The 20,700-nt window shown below is 39.9% G+C and carries 23 protein-coding genes; 17 read left to right on the top strand and 6 right to left on the bottom strand.

Annotated elements, in window-relative coordinates; all coding sequences use genetic code 11:
* Window positions 1-20: 20 nt before the first annotated feature.
* Both pyrB and AC6I5B_RS10220 read right to left on the bottom strand, forming a co-directional pair.
* Window positions 21-941: an aspartate carbamoyltransferase gene (gene pyrB / locus AC6I5B_RS10225; RefSeq protein WP_044987087.1), complete on the bottom strand. Its 921-nt coding sequence runs from the start codon at window positions 939-941 to the stop codon at window positions 21-23.
* 14 nt (window positions 942-955) lie between these two features.
* Window positions 956-1,492 carry a nitroreductase family protein gene (locus AC6I5B_RS10220; protein WP_004612358.1) on the bottom strand — a complete coding sequence of 179 codons (537 nt, stop codon included), beginning with the start codon at window positions 1,490-1,492 and terminating at the stop codon, window positions 956-958.
* A gap of 143 nt (window positions 1,493-1,635) precedes the next feature.
* Between AC6I5B_RS10220 and pheA the strand changes: the two genes are divergently transcribed.
* Together pheA and AC6I5B_RS10210 are read left to right on the top strand one after the other, a co-directional pair.
* A complete protein-coding gene (gene pheA, locus AC6I5B_RS10215; RefSeq protein ID WP_004612359.1) occupies window positions 1,636-2,784 on the top strand; it encodes a prephenate dehydratase in 1,149 nt (382 codons plus the stop codon).
* A gap of 1 nt (window position 2,785) precedes the next feature.
* Complete coding sequence (locus AC6I5B_RS10210; protein ID WP_004612360.1) at window positions 2,786-4,072, top strand: ATP-binding protein; 1,287 nt, start codon at window positions 2,786-2,788, stop codon at window positions 4,070-4,072.
* 45 nt (window positions 4,073-4,117) lie between these two features.
* Here AC6I5B_RS10210 and AC6I5B_RS10205 read toward each other — a convergent pair whose 3' ends face one another.
* The gene (locus AC6I5B_RS10205; RefSeq protein ID WP_004612361.1) at window positions 4,118-5,854 is read right to left on the bottom strand and encodes an Rqc2 family fibronectin-binding protein; all 1,737 of its coding nucleotides are present in this window, start codon (window positions 5,852-5,854) and stop codon (window positions 4,118-4,120) included.
* 326 nt (window positions 5,855-6,180) lie between these two features.
* On the opposite strand from AC6I5B_RS10205, the gene AC6I5B_RS10200 reads away from it, so the two are divergent.
* The 8 genes from AC6I5B_RS10200 to AC6I5B_RS10165 all read left to right on the top strand — a co-directional run bounded on the left by AC6I5B_RS10200 (window position 6,181) and on the right by AC6I5B_RS10165 (window position 12,278).
* Window positions 6,181-7,059 carry a YicC/YloC family endoribonuclease gene (locus AC6I5B_RS10200; RefSeq protein WP_004612362.1) on the top strand — a complete coding sequence of 293 codons (879 nt, stop codon included), beginning with the start codon at window positions 6,181-6,183 and terminating at the stop codon, window positions 7,057-7,059.
* Window positions 7,060-7,077: 18 nt separating this feature from the next.
* Window positions 7,078-7,710: a guanylate kinase gene (gene gmk / locus AC6I5B_RS10195; RefSeq protein WP_004612363.1), complete on the top strand. Its 633-nt coding sequence runs from the start codon at window positions 7,078-7,080 to the stop codon at window positions 7,708-7,710.
* A gap of 3 nt (window positions 7,711-7,713) precedes the next feature.
* Window positions 7,714-7,956: a DNA-directed RNA polymerase subunit omega gene (rpoZ, locus tag AC6I5B_RS10190; RefSeq protein ID WP_022250277.1), complete on the top strand. Its 243-nt coding sequence runs from the start codon at window positions 7,714-7,716 to the stop codon at window positions 7,954-7,956.
* Between the two features lie 70 nt (window positions 7,957-8,026).
* Complete coding sequence (rimO, locus tag AC6I5B_RS10185; RefSeq protein WP_004612365.1) at window positions 8,027-9,349, top strand: 30S ribosomal protein S12 methylthiotransferase RimO; 1,323 nt, start codon at window positions 8,027-8,029, stop codon at window positions 9,347-9,349.
* The gene (pgsA, locus tag AC6I5B_RS10180) at window positions 9,349-9,894 is read left to right on the top strand and encodes a CDP-diacylglycerol--glycerol-3-phosphate 3-phosphatidyltransferase (protein WP_004612366.1); all 546 of its coding nucleotides are present in this window, start codon (window positions 9,349-9,351) and stop codon (window positions 9,892-9,894) included. Before rimO ends, pgsA begins: the two co-directional genes overlap by 1 nt.
* A 7-nt stretch (window positions 9,895-9,901) precedes the next feature.
* The gene (locus AC6I5B_RS10175) at window positions 9,902-10,372 is read left to right on the top strand and encodes a CinA family protein (protein WP_004612367.1); all 471 of its coding nucleotides are present in this window, start codon (window positions 9,902-9,904) and stop codon (window positions 10,370-10,372) included.
* Between the two features lie 183 nt (window positions 10,373-10,555).
* Window positions 10,556-11,248, top strand: a complete 693-nt coding sequence (locus AC6I5B_RS10170) for an iron-sulfur cluster assembly scaffold protein (protein ID WP_004612368.1) — start codon at window positions 10,556-10,558, stop codon at window positions 11,246-11,248.
* Window positions 11,249-11,267: 19 nt separating this feature from the next.
* Entirely contained in the window at window positions 11,268-12,278 is a 1,011-nt protein-coding gene (locus AC6I5B_RS10165; RefSeq protein ID WP_004612369.1) for a GGGtGRT protein, read from the top strand.
* Between the two features lie 101 nt (window positions 12,279-12,379).
* Here the strand turns inward: AC6I5B_RS10165 and AC6I5B_RS10160 are convergent, their stop codons facing one another.
* Genes AC6I5B_RS10160 through AC6I5B_RS10150 form a run of 3 tightly spaced genes read right to left on the bottom strand, consistent with a single transcriptional unit; the run spans window position 12,380 to window position 14,787 of the window.
* Window positions 12,380-13,633, bottom strand: a complete 1,254-nt coding sequence (locus tag AC6I5B_RS10160) for a coproporphyrinogen-III oxidase family protein (protein ID WP_004612370.1) — start codon at window positions 13,631-13,633, stop codon at window positions 12,380-12,382.
* A gap of 7 nt (window positions 13,634-13,640) precedes the next feature.
* Window positions 13,641-14,543 (bottom strand): radical SAM protein, encoded by a 903-nt coding sequence (locus tag AC6I5B_RS10155; protein WP_004612371.1) that lies wholly within the window; start codon window positions 14,541-14,543, stop codon window positions 13,641-13,643.
* Between the two features lie 16 nt (window positions 14,544-14,559).
* Window positions 14,560-14,787, bottom strand: a complete 228-nt coding sequence (locus AC6I5B_RS10150; RefSeq protein WP_004612372.1) for a hypothetical protein — start codon at window positions 14,785-14,787, stop codon at window positions 14,560-14,562.
* A 199-nt stretch (window positions 14,788-14,986) separates the two neighbouring features.
* Between AC6I5B_RS10150 and AC6I5B_RS10145 the strand changes: the two genes are divergently transcribed.
* From AC6I5B_RS10145 to AC6I5B_RS10115, 7 genes are all read left to right on the top strand, one after another.
* Window positions 14,987-15,253, top strand: a complete 267-nt coding sequence (locus AC6I5B_RS10145) for an autorepressor SdpR family transcription factor (protein ID WP_071143919.1) — start codon at window positions 14,987-14,989, stop codon at window positions 15,251-15,253.
* 1 nt (window position 15,254) lies between these two features.
* Window positions 15,255-15,884: an SdpI family protein gene (locus tag AC6I5B_RS10140; protein ID WP_004612374.1), complete on the top strand. Its 630-nt coding sequence runs from the start codon at window positions 15,255-15,257 to the stop codon at window positions 15,882-15,884.
* Window positions 15,885-15,988: 104 nt separating this feature from the next.
* On the top strand, window positions 15,989-16,789 hold the full coding sequence (locus tag AC6I5B_RS10135) for a RelA/SpoT-related domain-containing protein (protein WP_497773294.1): 801 nt from the start codon (window positions 15,989-15,991) through the stop codon (window positions 16,787-16,789).
* A gap of 96 nt (window positions 16,790-16,885) precedes the next feature.
* A complete protein-coding gene (locus tag AC6I5B_RS10130) occupies window positions 16,886-17,755 on the top strand; it encodes a dipicolinate synthase subunit DpsA (RefSeq protein ID WP_270651313.1) in 870 nt (289 codons plus the stop codon).
* Window positions 17,756-17,777: 22 nt separating this feature from the next.
* Window positions 17,778-18,356, top strand: coding sequence for a dipicolinate synthase subunit B (locus AC6I5B_RS10125; protein ID WP_004612377.1), 579 nt, complete (start codon window positions 17,778-17,780; stop codon window positions 18,354-18,356).
* A 115-nt stretch (window positions 18,357-18,471) separates the two neighbouring features.
* Complete coding sequence (locus AC6I5B_RS10120; RefSeq protein ID WP_004612378.1) at window positions 18,472-19,812, top strand: MATE family efflux transporter; 1,341 nt, start codon at window positions 18,472-18,474, stop codon at window positions 19,810-19,812.
* 94 nt (window positions 19,813-19,906) lie between these two features.
* Entirely contained in the window at window positions 19,907-20,698 is a 792-nt protein-coding gene (locus AC6I5B_RS10115; protein WP_004612379.1) for a zinc dependent phospholipase C family protein, read from the top strand.
* Window positions 20,699-20,700: the final 2 nt, after the last annotated feature.

Genomic DNA, 20,700 nt, shown 5'->3' with positions numbered 1-20,700 from the left:
CTCTCTATGGTTAATTATTATTATGAAACTTTGATCTCCAGCAAAGTGAGTATGAGTGCCATACGTACATACACACCGTATTGTACCTGTTTAAAATAAGCGGCACGTGGGTCTTTGTCTACTTCGACAGAAATCTCGTTGACACGTGGAAGTGGATGAAGCACAAGCATATCCTTTGGTGCAAGTTCCATCTTTTTCACATCCAATATATAAAAATCTTTCATACGAACGTAATCATCTTCGTTAAAGAAACGTTCTTTTTGCACCCTTGTCATGTAGAGCAGATCCAGTTCCGGAAGCGCTTCTTCCATACGAACTACCTCTTTGTAAGGCACGTTTTGTTTGTCTAACACATCTTTGCGGATATAACTTGGCAGACGCAGCTCTTCCGGTGAAATCAAAACAAATTTGATGTTCGGGTAACGTACCAGTGCGTGAATGAGAGAGTGAACCGTACGTCCGAATTTCAAATCACCACAAAGACCGATTGTGAGATTGTCAAGTCTGCCTTTTAAAGAACGGATTGTCAAAAGGTCGGTTAAAGTCTGTGTCGGATGTTGATGTCCGCCGTCACCGGCATTGATGACAGGGATAGAAGAATGTCTGCAGGCAACCATAGGCGCACCTTCCTTTGGATGTCTCATCGCACAGATATCTGCATAGCAGGAAATCATGCGGATTGTGTCAGATACGCTCTCCCCCTTGGCGGCGGAACTGGAATTCGCGGAAGAAAATCCTAAAATACTTCCCCCCAAATTTAACATTGCGGCTTCGTGACTAAGTCTTGTTCGAGTGCTCGGTTCGTAGAATAAAGTTGCAAGCTTTTTGCCGTCGCAGGCGTGTGCATATTTTTCAGGATTGGCTTCAATATCGTCTGCCAAATCCAAAATTTCATCTAATTCTTCGACTGTAAAGTCTAATGGACTCATTAAGTGTCTCATGGTAACCTCCTAGTTTATCGATAAGTTAATAAATCTTGTACAGATTTTCGCTTTGGAGCTTCGGGAGCAACATCAGGATAACCGATGGCAATCAAGGCAGCCAGTTCCTGTCCTTCCGGGATGTCCAACAATTCTGTGATTGCATCTTCGTCCCAGATTCCCATGATTACAGTGCCAAGACCGGCTTCATGTGCAGCAAGACAAAATGTCTGGCAGGCAGCACCGACATCGAACATCTGCCAACGGTCTTCCTTTTTGGTTGAAAAAGAACCATCTCGCTCATAACCGCAGCGCCCTTTGATAAAAGTTACAGCAATTAATGTTGAAACTTGTCTGATAATATTCGAGTTATAGTCTGGGGTGAATTCATCGGCAATTTTATTGAGAATAGAAGTGTCTTCAATTGCGATGTAACGAGTAATCTGAGTGTTTTTCCAGGAAGGAGAATAAGATGCTGTAGAGATAATAGATTCTAATAATGAATGGTCAATACAGCCTTTCTTGTACTTACGAATACTTCTTCGCCCTTTAATACATTCTGTTGCGTTCATATAAAATATCCTCCTATTTGAAAATCTATTTTTATTATCATATAATAAACAGATTTTTTTTTCAACTCTTATATTTATCAAATATAGATTTTGTCTGAAAAATGTATTATAATAATTTTTAATTTGGGCAGGAGGAGAGAAGGATGGCGACTTTAGAAGAGTTAAGAGCACAGTTAGATGGAATTGATAATGAGATCATCGAATTATATAAAAAGAGAATGGATGTCTGTATGGAGATTGGAGACATCAAGATCAGCGAGGGCAATAAAGTGTTTGACAAGCAAAGGGAGCGGGAAAAACTGGCAGCAGTTGCCGCAAAGGTGACGGAGGAGTTTCACAAAAAAGGAGTGCAGGAACTGTTTGAACAACTGATGTCTTTAAGCCGCAAGCTGCAGTATCAGCTTTTGACAAAACGGGGGGGACTAGGAAGGCTGCCGTTTATCGGCGTGGACAAATTAGATTGGGAGAATTCCAGAATTGTCTTTCAGGGAACGGAAGGAGCATATAGCCAGGCGGCGATGGAGATGTATTTTGGAAAAGATACCAATAGTTTTCATGTGCAGACTTTTCGAGATGCGATGGAGGCAATCGAAGAGGGATCGGCCGACTTTGCGGTACTTCCGATTGAGAACTCTTCTGCGGGTGCAGTCAATGAGGTGTATGATCTGCTTGTGGAATTTGAAAACTATATCGTAGGAGAAGTGGTTCTCCCAATCAATCATACATTATCAGGATTGAAGGGAACGACATTAGACCAGATTGAACGTGTATATTCTCATCCACAGGCATTGATGCAGAGTGCAAAATTTTTGGACGCACACAGAGACTGGCAGCAGATCAGCGTGGCAAATACTGCTGTTGCCGCAAAAAAAGTACTGGAAGATCAAGATCAGAGAAAGGCTGCAATTTGCAGCGAATATGCAGCGCGCCTGTATGGATTGGAAATTTTGGAGGAGAAGATTAATCATAATGATAATAATTCCACGCGTTTTATTATCGTGACGAACCAAAAGATTTTTTTGAAGGATGCATCGAAGATCAGTATTTGCTTTGAAGTGTCACATGAAAGCGGAACGCTGTATCATCTGTTATCTCATTTTATTTATAATAATCTGAGCATGACAAAGATTGAGTCAAGACCGGTGGAAGGACGTACCTGGGAATATCGGTTCTTTGTGGATTTTGAAGGAAATATGGCAGATGGGGCTGTGAAAAATGCGATCCGGGGGTTGCGCGAGGAGTCTAAAAGCTTGAAAATTTTAGGAAATTATTCATCGAAAGAAGGCGTATAAAATGAGAACAAAGGAACTGATGCTGTACAAACATATGGAACATGAAGAGCTTTTGCGTGATATGACATTTTTAATGGAAAATTGTGACAGCGACTATTACAATAAAGAAGATATGGCAGGACTTTTATTTGAATGTGTGAATGAACTGCTGGAGCTGGCAGCGGGATATGGGTTTGAAGGAAACCTTTGGCATAATTACCTGACATTTCTTTTGGTAAATGACGAGAATGCATACAGTACAGAGTGTGAGATTGTAGGCGAAATTGAGGGAAGCATCAACACGATCACGCTGCATGATTTTGAGATTTTCCGAGAGCTGTTTGCATATGATTTTACTATTTTAGAGAAGGCGCTGGGGGTGAACTGCCTTTCTGTACTGATGCATTATGAGAATGTCAAAGGACATGGGAAGGTATTCAATAAAAGAATCCGAGACCGTATCTGTGAGCTGAGCGAAAAGCTTGGAACATGTGAGAATGCAGAGGAATTCAAATGTACGATGACACAGTTTTATAAAGAATTCGGAGTGGGTAAGTTTGGGCTGCACAAGGCATTTCGTATCGAGCATACAGAAGCTGGGGCAGATATTGTCCCGATCACGAAGATTGCCCATGTACATCTGGATGACCTTGTGGGATATGAAATTGCAAAAAAGAAACTGATTGAGAATACAGAGGCATTTGTGAAAGGGAAAAAGGCGAATAACTGCCTGCTGTTCGGAGATGCAGGAACAGGAAAGTCTACTTCAATCAAGGCAATATTGAATCAGTATTATGATCAGGGACTTCGAATGATTGAGGTGTATAAACATCAGTTTCAGGATTTAAACGATGTGATTGCTCAGATAAAAAACAGAAACTATAAGTTCATTATCTATATGGACGATCTGTCTTTTGAGGAGTTTGAAATTGAATATAAATATCTCAAAGCAGTGATTGAGGGCGGATTGGAAAAGAAACCGGATAACATTTTAATCTATGCGACTTCAAACAGGCGGCATCTTGTGAGAGAAACATTTCGCGATAAGTCTGACCGAGATGAGGAATTGCATACGAACGATACTGTTCAGGAAAAATTATCACTGGTGGCAAGATTTGGAGTGACAATCTATTTTGGAGGTCCGAGTAAGAAAGAATTTCAGCAGATTGTGAAGACATTAGCTGAGAAAAATCAAATTAAGATGCCGGAGGAAGAGCTTCTTCTAGAAGCCAATAAATGGGAGTTAAGTCACGGTGGCCTGTCAGGCAGAACAGCGCAGCAGTTCATAGATTATCTTCTTGGGAAATAAAGAAAGGGGTGAAAGTTTCGAATGGCTTTCACCCTTTTAAATGCTTTAATCAATCTGTTGAATTCCGGAAATATCGGAATCGATCATCAGAGAATAGTTGGTGTAATATACGACAAATCCAGGTTTTCCGCCGGACGGTTTTTTGACATGTTTTTTCTCAATGTAGTCAATCTCTACTTTTTCATTTCCGCGGTTCTTAGAGTAGTAGGCAGCAAGTTTTCCAGCTTCCTCAAAAGTCCGGTCTGGCAGCTCCTCGCCATTGGTTTTCACGATGACATGAGATCCCGGACAGCCTTTTGCGTGGAACCACCAGTCGTTTCCAACAGCGAAATGGAAAGTCAGTTCGTCGTTTTGCAGATTATTTTTTCCAACATACATATGATAGCCATCGCTGGAAATATAGTGGAATGGTTTACTTGTAATCTTTACTTTTTTCTTTGTGAATTTTCGCCTTACATATCCGGCGCCGATTAATTCTTCTTTAATCTGAGTCAGATCGTCTTCACTCAATGCAATGTCAAGTGCGTTGCTGACAGATTCAAGATAAGTGATATCTTCCTGCGTTTCCTGAATTAGAGAGGAAAGCACCTCGAAAGTTCGTTTCTGTTTATTATACTTGTCAAAATATTTTTGCGCATTTTCGCCAGGTGTCTTTGTAGGATCAAGTGGGATTTTCACCATCTCATTTGTATAGTAGTTCAAAGCATCCAGCTGTTTTGCACCGGGCTCTAAATTGTAGCCGTAGGTGTTGATCAATTCTCCGTATATGCGGTATTTATCACGGTTCAGAGTGTCTTTGAGTTGTTTGGACTGCAAATCATATTTTTTCCGGTTTCGTTCTAATGCGGTCTGCACAATTTTCCGAAGGTCTACCGATTTTTGGCGAATGCGGGTCAACGTGTTTTTGGAAGCATAATAAGTCTCCAGTACATTTGACATGGAGTCGAATATTTTTGCCTCATACATCGGAAAATGCGATAATGGCAGTGCACAGAATTCTTTTGGTTCCGCACCGTCATAGTAGATTACCGGATGAAAATCACCTTTGATTACCGGGTCAAAAAATAAAGTAAATTGTTTATATAAATGAATCAATACATCTTCTGACAGCTCTTTTGGTGTGATTTCAGAATCAATTCCGGCAATATAGCAGATTTCTTCTGCTACAACAGGGCTGATGCCGGTAAAGCTTGTGTAGATCGCTTTTCCAAGAGGGGTAGGCTTTGCAATCAAAGTTGATACAAAGTCGGCGAAAGAAATATCCAGTGGATCTGATTTTTCCATCGTATCCGGAATGAAATACTCGCGCCCCGGAAGTACTTCGCGAACAGAACTCATCTGTGCGGAGACGTGTTTGATACTGTCGATAATCTTGTTGTCTTCCGTACAGAAAATGATGTTGCTATGTTTTCCCATAATCTCAATGATCAGATATTTTTTGCACAAATCACCAAGTTCATCCAGATGTTCGACTTCAAACCGAATGATACGTTCTAATTTAGGTTGTGTAATTGCCGTAATTCGCCCGTTATTAATGTGTTTTCTTAAAAGCATACAGAAATTCGGTGCGGTCATTGGACTTGGCTTGTTGGTCTCAGTTAGATAAATAAGCGGAAGTGAAGCACTTGCGGATATGGAAAGCCTCTTTTGCCCTTTGGGTGTCTTGATTGTCAGAAGAAGCTCATCGGTCTCAGGCTGTGCAATCTTATTGATTCTGCCGTCTAATAGGTTCTCTCTTAATTCATGTACGATATTTGCAATTGTAATTCCGTCAAAAGCCATAATGTAAATCGTCCTTTCATATTTTAGAGGTACTGTTCACTCCTAACCACCATATGCGCACTCGTCGTGCTTTCGCACTCCAGTCCCGCACTTTGTGCTAAGACTGCTTATTGGGTGGCGGTTACGAGTTACACTTCGTAGCAAAAACAGAAATTCGCCTTTTACATGCAGGCATGACAATGCAAATCTCTGTTTTAGCTGCGGAGTGAACAGTAACCATATAGATGTTAGTATACACGAAATGAAGGGGAGTTTCAATTGACGTTTGTTTTTAAATGACTTATAATGAAATGTAACATAAAAAGACAAGCAAAGAGGTTAACAATATGATGAAAAGTATGACAGGCTTTGGAAGATGTGAGGTGTCTGAAGGACAACGTAAATTTACGGTAGAGCTAAAGGGCGTGAACCACAGATACTTAGATGTCAATATCCGTATGCCGAAGAAATTGAATTTTTTTGATGCCTCCATCCGCAGCCTGCTGAAGCAGTATGCACAGCGAGGGAAAGTAGATATTTTTATTACATATGAAGACATGTCAGAGAATCAGGCCGCATTAAAATATAACGCTGCATTGGCTGAGGAGTATCTGCGGTATTTTAAGCAGATGGAAGAGGCATTTTCATTGGAGAATGATATTCGTGTTTCTACCTTGTCGCGTTGTCCGGAAGTACTTACGATGGAAGAGCAACCGGAGAATGAGGAAGAACTTTGGAACGGATTGAAGAAGGCCTTGGAAGGAGCGTTTACACAATTTGTGGAGACAAGAATTGTGGAAGGCGAGAATCTGAAAAAAGACATTAATGTGAAATTGGATGAATTGCTTGCATTAGTTGAAGCAATCGAAGAGCGCTCACCGGAGATCATTTCTGAATATCGTGCGAAGCTGGAATTGAAAGTGAAGGAACTTTTGGAAGATGTACAGATGGATGAGAGCAGACTGGCTGCCGAGGTGATTCTGTTTGCGGACAAGATCTGCACAGATGAGGAGACGGTCAGACTGAGAAGTCACATTGAACATATGAGAACCACATTAGAAGCGGGAGAGGGAATCGGTCGAAAACTGGACTTTATTGCACAGGAGATGAACCGTGAAGCGAACACGATTTTGTCAAAGGCGAATGATATTGAAGTATCGAATCATGCGATTGATCTGAAGACAGGAATTGAAAAGATCAGAGAGCAGATTCAGAATATCGAATAAAGGGAAAGGATAAGAAGGATGAAAAAGAGAGGAATTTTGATCGTAGTCTCAGGATTTTCAGGAGCAGGGAAAGGGACTGTGATGCGAGCGCTGCTTGAAAAATATGATAATTACGCATTATCTATCTCAGCAACTACAAGAAATCCGCGAGAAGGAGAAGTAGATGGAAGGGAATATTTTTTCAAAACGACAGAAGAATTTGAAAAAATGATTGCACAAGATGAGTTAATAGAGTATGCTAGATACGTGAATAATTATTATGGCACACCAAAAGCCTATGTGGAAGAACAGCTTGCAGCCGGAAAAGACGTGATTCTGGAGATTGAGATTCAGGGTGCTTTGAAAGTGAAAGAAAAATTTCCACAGACACTGTTGTTGTTTATAACTCCACCGAATGCTTCGATTTTGAGAGAGCGTTTGATTGGAAGAGGAACGGAGACGATGGATGTCATTGAATCCAGAATGCAAAGAGCAGCAGAAGAGGCTGAGGGAATGCAGGAGTATGACTATCTGATCATCAACGATGATTTGGATACCTGCGTGCAGGAGATGCATAATATTATTGAGGGTGAACACAACAGAAGTTTCCGCAATGGAAATTTTATGTGTCAGATAAAAGAAGAATTAAATGGGAATTTGAAAGGAGAATAATACATGTTACATCCATCTTACACAGATTTGATGAAAGTAGTCAATCAAGACGTAGAGGAAGGGGCAACTAAGATTGTAAACAGCCGTTATTCGATTGTTTTGGCAACTTCAAAAAGAGCAAGACAGATTATCGGCGGAGAATTACCTTTAGTACCAACAAAGCATGGTGAGAAACCACTTTCGATTGCAATTGATGAATTGAATAATGGAAAGATTAAGATCATTGCAGAAGATACAGAAGAATAGATAAAAGATATGATGAGGCGGATGCGTAGTGGAGTATCTGCCTCAATAACTATATAGGAGAAATGAGACTATGAATATATTATTTGTATCACTAGGATGTGATAAGAATCTTGTCGATACGGAGGTGATGCTTGGACTGTTGGCGTCTAGAGGACACCAGATGGTGGACAGCGAAGAGATCGCAGATGTCATTGTCATTAATACATGCTGCTTTATCCACGATGCAAAAGAGGAGAGTATCCAGACGATTCTTGAGATGGCAGAATATAAGAAAGCCGGTTCATGCAAGGCGTTAATTGTCACAGGTTGTCTTGCACAGCGATATAAGCAGGAGATCATCGATGAGATTGAGGAAGTGGATGCAGTGCTTGGAACGACTTCTTACGATAAGATTGTGGAAGCGATTGACGAGGCACTTGCAGGGCACACAAGTGTGGAGATGACTGACATTGATGCGCTTCCGCTTGTGGAGAGCAAGCGCCTTGTGACGACAGGAGGACATTTTGCTTATCTGAAGATTGCAGAAGGGTGTGATAAACACTGTACATATTGTATCATTCCCAAAATCCGCGGAAACTTTAGAAGTGTTCCTATCGAACGACTTCTGAAAGAGGCGGAAGATCTGGTGGCACAGGGAGTAAAAGAGATTATTCTAGTGGCACAGGAGACAACACTTTATGGAAAAGATCTCTATGGTGAAAAATCATTGCACAAGTTGCTGAGAGAGCTTTGCAAAATCAGTGGATTACGCTGGATCCGTATTTTATACTGCTATCCGGAAGAGATTACAGATGAATTGATTCAGGTAATCAAAGAAGAGGATAAGATCTGTAACTACCTGGATCTTCCGATTCAGCATGCAAGTGATGGAATCTTAAAACGAATGGGCAGAAGGACTTCAAAAGAACAGCTGGTTGAAATTATTGGAAAACTGCGAAAAGAAATACCGGATATCGCAATCCGTACTACATTGATTACCGGTTTCCCGGGAGAGACACAGGAACAACACGAAGAATTGATGGAGTTTGTAGATGAGATGGAATTTGACCGCCTTGGTGTGTTTACATATTCACCGGAAGAAGATACGCCGGCTGCTGTGATGCCGGATCAGATTCCAGAGGACGTCAAGGAAGACCGTCAGGCAGAACTGATGGAATTGCAGCAGGAGATTGCGTTTGATCTTGCGGAAGAGATGATCGGGCGGGAAGTGCTTGTCATGATCGAGGGAAAAGTGGCAGATGAAAATGCATATGTAGGAAGAACTTACAAGGATGCTCCAAATGTAGATGGGCTTATCTTTGTAGAATCAGAAGAGGAATTAATGTCGGGAGATTTCGCACGTGTCAGAATCACCGGCGCATTAGAATATGATTTGATGGGAGAGATTATATAATGAATTTACCAAATAAGCTGACGGTACTGAGAGTTTTAATGATTCCATTTTTTGTTGTATTTATGATCACACCTTTGGCAGAAGGGAATGGAAAGTATATTGCACTTGCACTGTTTTGTATTGCAAGCCTGACAGATATGCTGGATGGAAAGATTGCCAGAAAGCATAATCTTGTGACGAATTTTGGAAAATTTATGGATCCGCTTGCGGATAAATTACTAGTATGTTCTGCGATGATCTGCCTGATCGAGACAGGAAAGTTGCAGGCATGGATTGTTTTGATCATCATTGCACGTGAGTTTATCATCAGCGGTTTCCGACTTGTAGCATCTGATAATGGGATTGTCATTGCCGCAAGCTATTGGGGAAAATTTAAAACAGTATCTCATATGGCGATGATCATTCTCTTGATATTGGATATTCAAAATCCGATTATGCAGACAATTACAACTGTTGTTGTATGGATTGGACTGATTTTGACAGTGGTTTCTCTTTTGGATTACATTGTGAAGAATAAACAGGTATTGACACAGGGTGGAATGTAAAAGAAGGATGAAGATCATGTTGGAAGAAGAAATTGTAAAAAAATTATTGGAAAAGCAGTATACAGTGACAACGGCAGAATCCTGTACGGGCGGTCTTCTGGCAGGAAGAATTTTGAATGTTCCGGGAGCATCGTCTGTGTATAACGAAGGACACATTACCTATTCCAATGAGGCAAAAGAGCGCCTGTTGGGGGTTTCGCATGAGACACTCGTAAGATACGGAGCGGTCAGCAGGCAGACAGCCGAGGAGATGGCACGTGGAGCAGCGAGGGCGGCGAAGGCAGAGATAGGACTTAGCACGACCGGAATTGCGGGCCCGGGAGGCGGAACAAAAGAAAAGCCGGTTGGTCTTATCTATGTGGGATGTTGTATTGGTACAGAGACCTATGTCAAAGAATGTCGTTTTCATGGAACAAGAGAAGAAAACAGAAATGCGGCTGTGGAAGCGGCGCTGAAATTGTTGGAGGAAAATTTATAGTCATATTCAACAAGGAAAGTGTTTTTACAGAAAAACAATGTTTTATAATGTCGAATTATAAAAAATATGAAAAAAAATATAGACGAAAAGAGAAGTTTGTGAGAAAATAAGAATATATATGGCGTTAAAGTTCTAACAAACACCATAGAGAAAAAATCATACATATTTGAAAGGAGTTTTATCATGATTTATTCACATGAAGTACAAACTATGTGTCCAGTAGCTCAAGGCGTTAATCACGGACCAGCTCCAATCCCAGAAGAAGCAAAATGGGTAAAAGCAAAAGAAGTAAAAGATATCTCAGGCTTAACACACGGTGTGGGCTGGTGTGCACCACAGCAGGGAGCCTGTAAATTAACATTAAATGTAAAAGATGGTATCATTCAAGAAGCATTGGTTGAGACAATCGGATGTTCAGGAATGACACACTCAGCAGCTATGGCATCTGAGATTCTTCCAGGAAAAACAATTTTGGAAGCTTTAAATACAGACTTAGTATGTGACGCTATCAATACAGCTATGAGAGAATTATTCTTACAGATCGTATATGGTAGAACACAGAGTGCGTTCTCAGAAGACGGACTTCCAGTAGGAGCAGGTCTTGAAGATTTAGGAAAAGGACTTCGTTCACAGGTTGGTACAATGTACGGAACATTAGCAAAAGGTCCTCGTTACCTTGAGATGGCTGAAGGATATGTAACAGGTATCGCTTTAGATGCAGACAATGAGATCATCGGATACCAATTCGTAAGTCTTGGAAAATTAACAGATTTCATCAAAAAAGGTGATGACCCTAACACAGCTTGGGAAAAAGCTAAAGGACAATATGGCCGCGTAGATGACGCTGTTAAGATTATTGACCCAAGAGCAGAGTAAGAGAAGGAGGACGTAAAAAATGGCTTTATTTGAATCATATGAAAGACGTATTGATAAAATCAATAGCGTGTTAAATAGCTATGGAATCGCTTCTATCGAAGAAGCTGAAAAAATCACAAAAGACGCTGGACTGAACGTTTACGATCAGATCAAAGGAATCCAGCCAATTTGTTTTGAAAACGCTTGCTGGGCTTACATCGTAGGTGCTGCAATCGCAATCAAAAAAGACTGCAGAAGAGCTGCTGATGCTGCTGCAGCAATCGGTGAAGGTCTTCAGGCTTTCTGTATCCCAGGTTCTGTTGCTGACCAGCGTAAAGTAGGTCTTGGACATGGTAACTTAGGAAAAATGTTATTAGAAGAAGAGACAGATTGTTTCGCATTCTTAGCAGGTCACGAATCATTCGCAGCAGCTGAAGGTGCTATCGGTATCGCTGAAAAAGCTAACAAAGTACGTAAAAAACCTTTACGTGTTATCTTAAACGGTCTTGGAAAAGACGCTGCGCAGATCATCTCAAGAATCAATGGATTTACATATGTTGAGACAGAGATGGATTACTACACAGGAGAAGTAAAAGAAGTATTCAGAAAAGCATACTCTGACGGACTTCGTTCAAAAGTTAACTGCTACGGCGCTAACGATGTAACAGAAGGTGTTGCAATCATGCACAAAGAAGGTGTTGATGTTTCTATCACAGGTAACTCAACAAACCCAACACGTTTCCAACATCCAGTAGCTGGTACATACAAAAAAGAATGTATCGAACAAGGTAAAAAATACTTCTCAGTAGCTTCAGGTGGTGGTACAGGACGTACACTTCACCCAGATAACATGGCAGCTGGTCCAGCTTCTTATGGTATGACAGATACTATGGGACGTATGCACTCTGATGCACAGTTTGCTGGTTCTTCATCAGTTCCTGCTCACGTAGAGATGATGGGATTAATCGGCGCTGGTAACAACCCAATGGTTGGTATGACAGTAGCTGTTGCAGTTTCTATCCAGGAAGCAGCAGAAAGCGGAAAATTCTAAGAAACCGCGTAAATACGGGATTCTTAAATGCAATAAAAAGTGATAAAGCAGGCAGAGTGATAAACTCTGCCTGCTTTGCTTTTCAATATCTTTTCAGTCGATTATAGCTCTATTTTTTCAGGAAATGCTTCTTCTCTTAGAATTCCCCACATTTTTTCAATATAAGAAAGTGTATAGAAATTTTCATAATAATGATAATAAAAGGCTCCTTTTAAAGTCATCGTGTAAATACCGTTTTCTTCTGTAAGAAAACCTAAAAGCTTTGCTAAGTTCAATTCAATCCCATAGACACTTTTTAGGGATACACCAAAGAAGTTTTCAAAATCTTTGGGATTTATTTTGGTACTGTAGGCAGTCCAAAATAAATAATACAGCATTCGTTGACGCAAAGAAAATCGAGTTGTTAATGAAGTTGGAAGTTTGTTTTCTTTACATCTTTCGCAATAAGCTTCTACAGAAAACGTGTTGATTTTGAATTGGTCATCTAATAAAGTTGCGGCAGAGCACCCAAAGCCTAAAAAATTATCTCTGGTCATGGAAGAATAGGATGCCTTTTTCTCATTTGAGAATGTCCAAATGGAAGTGCGGATATACCCTTTGTCTAAACAGTAATGTGTAACAGCATTTAAAAGTAGTTGTTTTTCCTTTTTAGACATCGCTGCTACTGAACTTGACGTAAAAGCAAAATCAATGAACGGATAAATGGCTATATGATTCGCTCCGCTTTGAAATGCTTTGTCGATATCAGATTTTAAATCATCAAACGTTTGATTTGGAAGTGCAAAAATAAAATCCATTGAAACTGTTTCAAATGGAACTTCCGATAGTGTTTCTTTTAGTTTGACAGCATCAACAGTTGTTCGACCTAAAATATTTTGGAATTTATTTTGGAAGGATTGGATTCCAATGCTGATTTTTGTTACTCCGGCATCTCTTAGAGTCTGTAAAACTGTCGGAGTTACATTATCAGGATGTAATTCGACGCCAATTCCTTCTGTGATGATAAAATGTTCTTGGACAGCATCAATGATTTCTTTGATCCGTTCTACTGTAAGAGCCGGTGTGCCGCCACCAAAGTATAAGCTGGTAGCCTTTTTTCTTCCGATATGTTGACTTCCGACAAGATGAATTTCATGGAGCAGAGAATCGATATACCGGTCACATAGTTTTGCTGAATACAGAGTTTTGCAATAAGGGCAGAAATTGCAAATGCTTCTGCAAAATGGAATATGTACGTATAGTCCTAAATTTTGACAGTCAGAATAGGGTAGCTTTTGATCATACTCATTTTGAAAGATAAATGGTTTTGTTGACCGAGTCAGCCACATTCTGGTGAGGGTTGTTATTGTTTTCATATTACTCCTAAATATATTTTAAATAAGTTTTCAGCATTTCAAAAATAATTTTTGGTGTTCCTTTAAATAAAAGAGTGTATTCTGCAACAAAGAAATATCCACATTCGTTACAAAGTCCCGGAATATCAATACAGCGTCCGCAGGTTGAAAGTTTGCCGTTCTCTATGACAACACATTGGTCGCACGGTGTTGGAAAGTTATTGTTGATTAAATATGGAAAGGCACTTTGTAAATTAAATACGGGCACGTTTTCTTTCATCATTTTTTTAATGACTTCACAGCAGTCTGCTTTTTCTTTTTTGGAAAGAGCCAATTCTTTTGTATCAGGATACGGTGTATGAAAGTTAAAAGAAACCGCACGGACATTTTTAGTATCGCGTGCGGCAATACAAACATCTTGCACCGTATTTTTGTTTATTTGGTTGATTGCCATATAAAAGCAGATATTGTCGAAAGTTGCATTTTTAATATTTTCCATGATGATGTCATAAGTGTTCCCGCGAATTGCATTATGGTGTTCTCTATCGTCATCAATACTGAGTAAAATTAAATCGGCTTCCGGCAAATCTAAAGGGAATGTTCCATTTGTAACTACGTTTACAATTAAGAATCCCATTTCCTTTGCTTCTATGACTAAATCCCGCAAACAACGGGTTCCGTCTTTCCACAGAAATGTTTCTCCTCCGCAGAAAAAAAGTATACGGATTCCCATATCATACAGCTGCTGCATTTCCTTTCGAATTTGCGAGTAAGGATGAATGATTGCTGTGACGTTATTGACAGAACAATGTTTGCATTTTAAATTACATTTATCTGTAACAATAATCGTGCCGAGGATAGGCTCTTTTTTCTTGAATAGGATAGTTTTGATACCAAAATTTGCGAAATATATAAAGGAAGAAAGTTTCATATCATTTCTCGCTTTCTTAGTGTCTGTTTCGTTCAGGCATACAGTGCGGACAATCGTTTCTGGTTACAGCAAGCATGGACGCAAAAAGAACCGCTTCTGTATAGGTGTCGCAGCTAAAAATATGTTCTGGATTAATTTCATCGATATGGCAATCCGGTGTCTCACGGTCCAGATCATGGATTTCTCCGGTGTTTTTGTTTAAAATAAATTGTTTTCCATTAAAAGGTGTGTGATTTCGTCTCATATAAAATAGTCCTCTTTCTCTTTTGTTTGGCATTGAAGATGCATATAAATAAATTATAGGAGATTTCAAGAAAGAAAACAAGAAAAAGTATTTAGAAAAACTTCTAAATACCTATTGCAAATGAAACGAAAAGGTGTTATTGTATTCGTAAGCTATTTAGAAAAAAATCTAAATGCTTGCGAAAGAAAGGTGGGATGTCATGAGTTTTGCAGAAACATTCAAAGCGCTTTCAGATCCTGTTCGACGAGAAATTTTAATATTGTTGAAGAAAGGAACATTATCCGCCGGAGAAATCGGCAGTCATTTTGATATGACAGGTGCAACTATTTCTTATCATTTGGGAATTTTGAAAAAGGCAGATCTGATATGTGAGACAAAGTATAAAAACTATGTGTATTATGAGTTGAATATTTCAGCAGTGGAAGACATTATGCTCTGGCTGGCAGATTTGAAAGGAGAGGTGTAGTGTGAAAGAGTACAGAGGAAAAATTATTTTAACAAGTGTAGTGACGGTTCTTCCGATTGTAATCGGATTGCTTTTATGGAACCGGCTTCCGGATACGATAGCGACGCATTTTACGTTTGATAATGTCGCAAATGGGTGGAGCAGTAAGCCATTTACTGTTTTGGGCCTTCCAATTATTTTGACAGTACTTCACTTGGTTGCAGTGACAGTTTCGTTAAATGATCCGAAGCGAAAAAATATTGGCGGAAAGATGCTTTCGGTTGTATTTTGGATTGTACCGATTGTTTCGTGGGTTATGTTTTTGTCTATTTATACAAATGCATTAAATATGTCAATTAATATCAGCATGATTTCGGGAGTTTTGGTCGGTACGATTTTTCTTGTTACGGGAAATTATATGTCTAAGAATCGACAAAATTATACAGTCGGAATCAAGCTTCCGTGGACTTTGAACAGTACGGAAAACTGGAATCGGACAAACCGGTTTGCCGGAAGATTATGGCTGGTAGCAGGTGCTATTATGCTTGTCAACATATTCTTGAATCAAACTGCAATTTTGATTGGAATGATTGTTGTGATTGGGGTTGCTCCTGTCATTTATTCATTTGTATTATATAAAAAGGGAATTTAAAAGAGATGTCTGTGCCAAGAATGGTACAGACATTTTTGCTGGTAAAATCGAAACAGATAGGATATAATGAAAGCAGAGATATTGTGAAAAAGTAAGGGGTAATTATGCTGGATAAAAAGAGATTTTTGGAAGAATATAATATTACAGAAGAAGCTTTTCGGGAAGCAGATATTGAATGGGAAGAACTTGCGAAAATTTATGAGAGCTATCAGAAGATTGAGGGGGATTTGCGAGATATCGGAAAGGATTTTGTAGATGACTACCTGTATGATATCGAAAAAGCGGGAATCCATTCTTATCGTTATCGAACGAAAGCGCCGGGGCATCTGATTGAAAAAGTCATTCGGAAACGAAGAGAAGCTCCGGAAAAATTTGCGTTTTTGAATCATGAAAACTACTATAAATATTTTACCGATTTAATCGGAATACGTGTGTTTTTCCTGTATCGTGAGGATTGGATTTATTTTCACAATTATATTACAAAGGTGTTTGAGAATAATCCGGATATCTATGTGGAGAACAGATTAGAGGATTTTGATGAAAATCCGGCACATTATTATATTGCAGAGCGGCCGAAGGTATATAAACGTTCAGGGGACAGTAAGATTTATGATGAACGATTAATCGATATTAAAGCGGGAGGAATTTATCGGTCTCTTCACTACATTATTAAGTACAAAGGATATTATGTGGAAGTGCAGGGAAGAACGCTGTTTGAAGAGGGCTGGAGTGAGATTGACCATGATATTGTCTATCCGTATTTAAAAAATGATCCAATGTTGTGTGATTTTTCAACATTGCTGAACCGTTTGTCCGGAATGGCGGACGAGATGAGTTCTTATTTTCGAAGAATGAAAGAAGAAAAAGTAAATATGGAGCGTGAAAAAGCGCGTGAGAAAGAATAGGATGTAGGAAACTACATTCTATTTTATTAGAGGAAATTCTTTTTACACCGATAAAGAAATTTGTGCATATGATAAACAAAAAAGGAAATTTGATCGTTGAGAACAGATTTATATCAGTTTGCTGTTGTGGGAGGAGATTTGCGGCAGTGGTATCTTGCGGATATTTTGGCTTCAAAAGGGCATGGTGTATTGGCATATGGTTTGTGTAAAGATGAGAAGATTGAAAATGTAAAATATGTTTCATCGGTAAAAGAACTGATACAGGAAGCAGAGGTATTAGTGTATCCGATTCCCTTTTTGAGTCCAAATCGAATGTCTGGGGCAGAATTAAAAGAGCGAAAGGAAATGTTGTCCTGCCTTCGGAAAGGACAGATTTTTTTTGCGGGGTGCATTCCAAGAACGGTCATGCAACAAATGGAAAGTCAGAAAGTTCGTGTTTTTGACTTGATGGAAGACCATTGTCTGGCAGTGGAAAATAGTGTTGCAACAGCAGAAGGAATGATAGCAGAAGCGATGATACGAAGTCCTAAAAATCTTCGGGGGAGCAGGTGTCTGATATTGGGATATGGAGTTTGCGGAAGAATGCTTGCTTCTTATTTGAAAGGGATTCGATGTGAAGTCGGAGTCGTAGATAAAAGCCAAACAGCCTGCGCCTGTGCAAGAGCTGATGGAATGTATGTTGTAGAAACAGATCGTTTTTTGCAGGAAATGAAAACAGCAGATATTATTTTTAATACCATTCCGGAAAGGATTTTATCGGCAAAACAACTGTCGTATGTGAGAAAGAGTGCATGGATTTTGGATATTGCTTCCGGAGATGGCGGAGTGGATTATGCGGCTGCACGAAAAATGGGCGTGCAGGCGGTGAAACTTCCGGGGCTTCCGGGAAAATATGCACCGTATACTTCTGCCCGGATTATTGCGGATACGATTTTTCAAAAATTGAGAGAGTCTGTTGCTCAATAGAAGATTTGAGGGAGGGGATATAATGGAATTGGCCGGAAAAACGATAGGGGTTGCCATGAGTGGCTCCTTTTGTACTTATGAGAATGCATTTCAGGAACTTCAGAAACTGGTGGAGGCGGGGGCAAAGGTGCAGACCATTTTTTCAGAGGCGGCTCAGACGATTGACAGTCGGTTTGGAAAGGCAGAGGAGTTTGTGCGAAGAGCGGAGATTCTGACCGGAAGAACACCAATGCTTACAATTGCAGAAGCGGAGCCGATTGGGCCCAAAAGTCTTTTGGATCTTTTGATTGTTTTGCCATGTACAGGAAATACGATTGCAAAACTTGCAAATGGAATCACCGATACGCCGGTATTGATGGCGGCAAAGGCGCATCTTCGAAGCGAAAAACCACTGCTGTTATCTATATCTACCAACGATGCACTTGGTATGAACATGAAAAATATCGGTCTGCTCTTGAATGCGAAACACGTTTATTTTGTGCCGTTTGGGCAGGATAATCCGGAAAAGAAGCCAAATTCGATGATTGCACATACCGAATTACTGCGTGAAGCGGCGGAAGCGGCATTGGACGGGAAACAGTACCAGCCGATTCTTCAATAAGGTTGGAAATGCTCTGAAAAACTCGCTGCAGTTCAGGGCATTTTACATATTTTGTACTAGAAAAAATGAAAAGAGAGCGATATAATGAAATACATATGAAAAAAGGGGGAATACGATGGCGAAAAATATGACAGAAGGGAAACCTTTAAAATTGATACTGGCTTTTATGTTTCCGGTTTTATGCGGAAATCTATTTCAGAATTTTTATAATATTGTAGATTCAATGATTGTCGGAAGATTTTTAGGAGTAGATGCGCTGGCGGCAGTTGGAAGCACCACTTCTTTAAATTTTCTTGTAGTCGGCTGGATTACCGGAATGACGAGTGGCTTTGGAATTTTGATTTCACAGGCGTATGGTGCAAAAGATGAAAAACGGTTAAGACATTATGTGGCGATGTCGACTTATTTGTGTGTAATACTGGCAATTATTATGACAACAGGATTGCTGCTGGCGAATGGCTGGATCTTGACGACAATGAATACACCGGAAAAAATTTATGCAGATACATGGAAATATATTGCGATTATTTATGCGGGACTTCCGGCAACGATTCTTTACAATATGCTTGCTGCGATTGCAAGATCTTTGGGAGACAGCAAGACACCGCTTGTTTTTCTTGTGTTATCTTCTATTTTAAATATCGGGCTTGATTTTCTTTTGGTGGCGGTAATTCCGCTTGGAGTATCAGGCGCTGCTTATGCGACAGTCGCAGCTCAGGCAGTATCTGGTGTTTTGTGTTTGGTTTATGTATGGAAAAAATATGAGATTGTACATTTCGGAAAAGAGGAGAGAGCGATTTCATTGCGGAGTATTCTGAAACTTTTGGCGATGGGAGTTCCGATGGCACTGCAGTTTTCTATTACAGCGATTGGAACGATGATTGTACAGTCTTCGTTGAATCTGCTAGGCTCTATGTACATTGCATCTTATTCTGCAACAAGTAAGATTCAGAATATTGTAATGCAGGTATATATGGCGTTGGGAGCAGCGCTTGCTACATATGCAGGACAGAATTATGGAGCGGGAAAAGTTGACAGAATCAAAAAAGGATTGAATGTCAGTATTGGCGTGACTGCTGTTTACAGTATTGTCATTATGGTCGTGGCATTTTTCTGGCTGCCTTCTTTTGTCAAGATATTTGTGGCAGATCCAACGGGGGAACTTCGGGCGATTGCGGAGCAGATGTTTCATATCAGTCTTTGGTTTTATTTCCCGCTTGGGCTTATTTTCTTATATCGAAATACACTTCAGGGTATTGGAAATGGGTTGGTGCCGATGCTTGGAGGTGTGTTTGAATTACTTGCAAGGGGACTTGCTGTATTCTTACTGTTTGAACCGCTTCAGTTTACCGGAATCTGTATCTGCGATCCGGCTGCATGGGTAAGTGCATTGATTCCGCTTATCCCGTATTATTATTGGTATGTGCGGAAAATGACGTCAGGCGCGAAAAAATAAGTGAAGACACTTACGCTTTTTTTACAGAAGGTATATACAAGTTTTACTGTTCAGTGATATACTTTTATAATAAAAACAAGTGAGGAGTGATCATATGCCTGCATTTTATGCACACGAACGATTCGGGAAAAAAGTCTGGCAACAGACAGAGGGGGATCTTAAGGAAATTATTCGGAGTCATTATCCGCAGTTCCGGATTGGACTTCAAGGTCCGGATATTTTTTTCTTTTATCGTTTATATACGAATAATAAAGTTTCAAAATACGGAACAGATATGCATGCGGTTTCGGCATACCCATTCTTTTTACGAGCGTTGGAAATCGTGCGCCGAAAAGGGAGAGAGACGAAAGAATATGCATATCTCTTAGGTTTTCTTTGCCATTATATTTTAGACAGCGAAAGCCACTCCTATGTAGATGAGATGATTCGAAAGACGGGAGTGGAACATGTGGAAATCGAAGAAGAGTTTGAAAAGAAACTGCTTCGTATTGATAACAAAGATCCACTTGCTTATCCGATTGCAAAACTTGTTCCAACAGATTGGAATACGGTGGAAGCAATTGCGCCATTTCATCCGGCAGTTGATAAAAAGCAGATTCGAAATTCGTTGTTTTATTTAAAAGGTTTAAAGCACCTTTTCACAGCGCCTGGAGCAGTTAAGCAGACAGCAATTAATTCGGTGCTAAAGCTTACCGGAAAGTATGCTTCGCTGAAAGGAATTATGAACCAGCGGATTGACAATCAAAAATGTGTTGAGAGTAATATAGGACTTTTGCGTCGATTTGACAATGCTGTTTCTGTGGCGGTTCAGATGATACAAAGTTTTGATGAGAGTGTGAAAATGGGAAAGGAACTGGATGAGCGATTCGAACGTACATTTGAGTAAAA

The organism is Faecalimonas nexilis (assembly GCF_059731825.1).
Note: the sequence above shows the minus strand (reverse complement) of the source record. Positions and strands in the feature narration are given on the sequence as shown.

Excerpts from the sequence above, each read along its gene's own strand:
- pyrB (WP_044987087.1), bottom strand. The coding sequence starts at position 941 with ATGAGACACTTAATGAGTCCATTAGACTTTACAGTCGAAGAATTAGAT.
- AC6I5B_RS10220 (WP_004612358.1), bottom strand. The coding sequence starts at position 1,492 with ATGAACGCAACAGAATGTATTAAAGGGCGAAGAAGTATTCGTAAGTAC.
- pheA (WP_004612359.1), top strand. The coding sequence starts at position 1,636 with ATGGCGACTTTAGAAGAGTTAAGAGCACAGTTAGATGGAATTGATAAT.
- AC6I5B_RS10210 (WP_004612360.1), top strand. The coding sequence starts at position 2,786 with ATGAGAACAAAGGAACTGATGCTGTACAAACATATGGAACATGAAGAG.
- AC6I5B_RS10205 (WP_004612361.1), bottom strand. The coding sequence starts at position 5,854 with ATGGCTTTTGACGGAATTACAATTGCAAATATCGTACATGAATTAAGA.
- AC6I5B_RS10200 (WP_004612362.1), top strand. The coding sequence starts at position 6,181 with ATGATGAAAAGTATGACAGGCTTTGGAAGATGTGAGGTGTCTGAAGGA.
- gmk (WP_004612363.1), top strand. The coding sequence starts at position 7,078 with ATGAAAAAGAGAGGAATTTTGATCGTAGTCTCAGGATTTTCAGGAGCA.
- rpoZ (WP_022250277.1), top strand. The coding sequence starts at position 7,714 with ATGTTACATCCATCTTACACAGATTTGATGAAAGTAGTCAATCAAGAC.
- rimO (WP_004612365.1), top strand. The coding sequence starts at position 8,027 with ATGAATATATTATTTGTATCACTAGGATGTGATAAGAATCTTGTCGAT.
- pgsA (WP_004612366.1), top strand. The coding sequence starts at position 9,349 with ATGAATTTACCAAATAAGCTGACGGTACTGAGAGTTTTAATGATTCCA.
- AC6I5B_RS10175 (WP_004612367.1), top strand. The coding sequence starts at position 9,902 with ATGAAGATCATGTTGGAAGAAGAAATTGTAAAAAAATTATTGGAAAAG.
- AC6I5B_RS10170 (WP_004612368.1), top strand. The coding sequence starts at position 10,556 with ATGATTTATTCACATGAAGTACAAACTATGTGTCCAGTAGCTCAAGGC.
- AC6I5B_RS10165 (WP_004612369.1), top strand. The coding sequence starts at position 11,268 with ATGGCTTTATTTGAATCATATGAAAGACGTATTGATAAAATCAATAGC.
- AC6I5B_RS10160 (WP_004612370.1), bottom strand. The coding sequence starts at position 13,633 with ATGAAAACAATAACAACCCTCACCAGAATGTGGCTGACTCGGTCAACA.
- AC6I5B_RS10155 (WP_004612371.1), bottom strand. The coding sequence starts at position 14,543 with ATGAAACTTTCTTCCTTTATATATTTCGCAAATTTTGGTATCAAAACT.
- AC6I5B_RS10150 (WP_004612372.1), bottom strand. The coding sequence starts at position 14,787 with ATGAGACGAAATCACACACCTTTTAATGGAAAACAATTTATTTTAAAC.
- AC6I5B_RS10145 (WP_071143919.1), top strand. The coding sequence starts at position 14,987 with ATGAGTTTTGCAGAAACATTCAAAGCGCTTTCAGATCCTGTTCGACGA.
- AC6I5B_RS10135 (WP_497773294.1), top strand. The coding sequence starts at position 15,989 with ATGCTGGATAAAAAGAGATTTTTGGAAGAATATAATATTACAGAAGAA.
- AC6I5B_RS10125 (WP_004612377.1), top strand. The coding sequence starts at position 17,778 with ATGGAATTGGCCGGAAAAACGATAGGGGTTGCCATGAGTGGCTCCTTT.
- AC6I5B_RS10120 (WP_004612378.1), top strand. The coding sequence starts at position 18,472 with ATGGCGAAAAATATGACAGAAGGGAAACCTTTAAAATTGATACTGGCT.
- AC6I5B_RS10115 (WP_004612379.1), top strand. The coding sequence starts at position 19,907 with ATGCCTGCATTTTATGCACACGAACGATTCGGGAAAAAAGTCTGGCAA.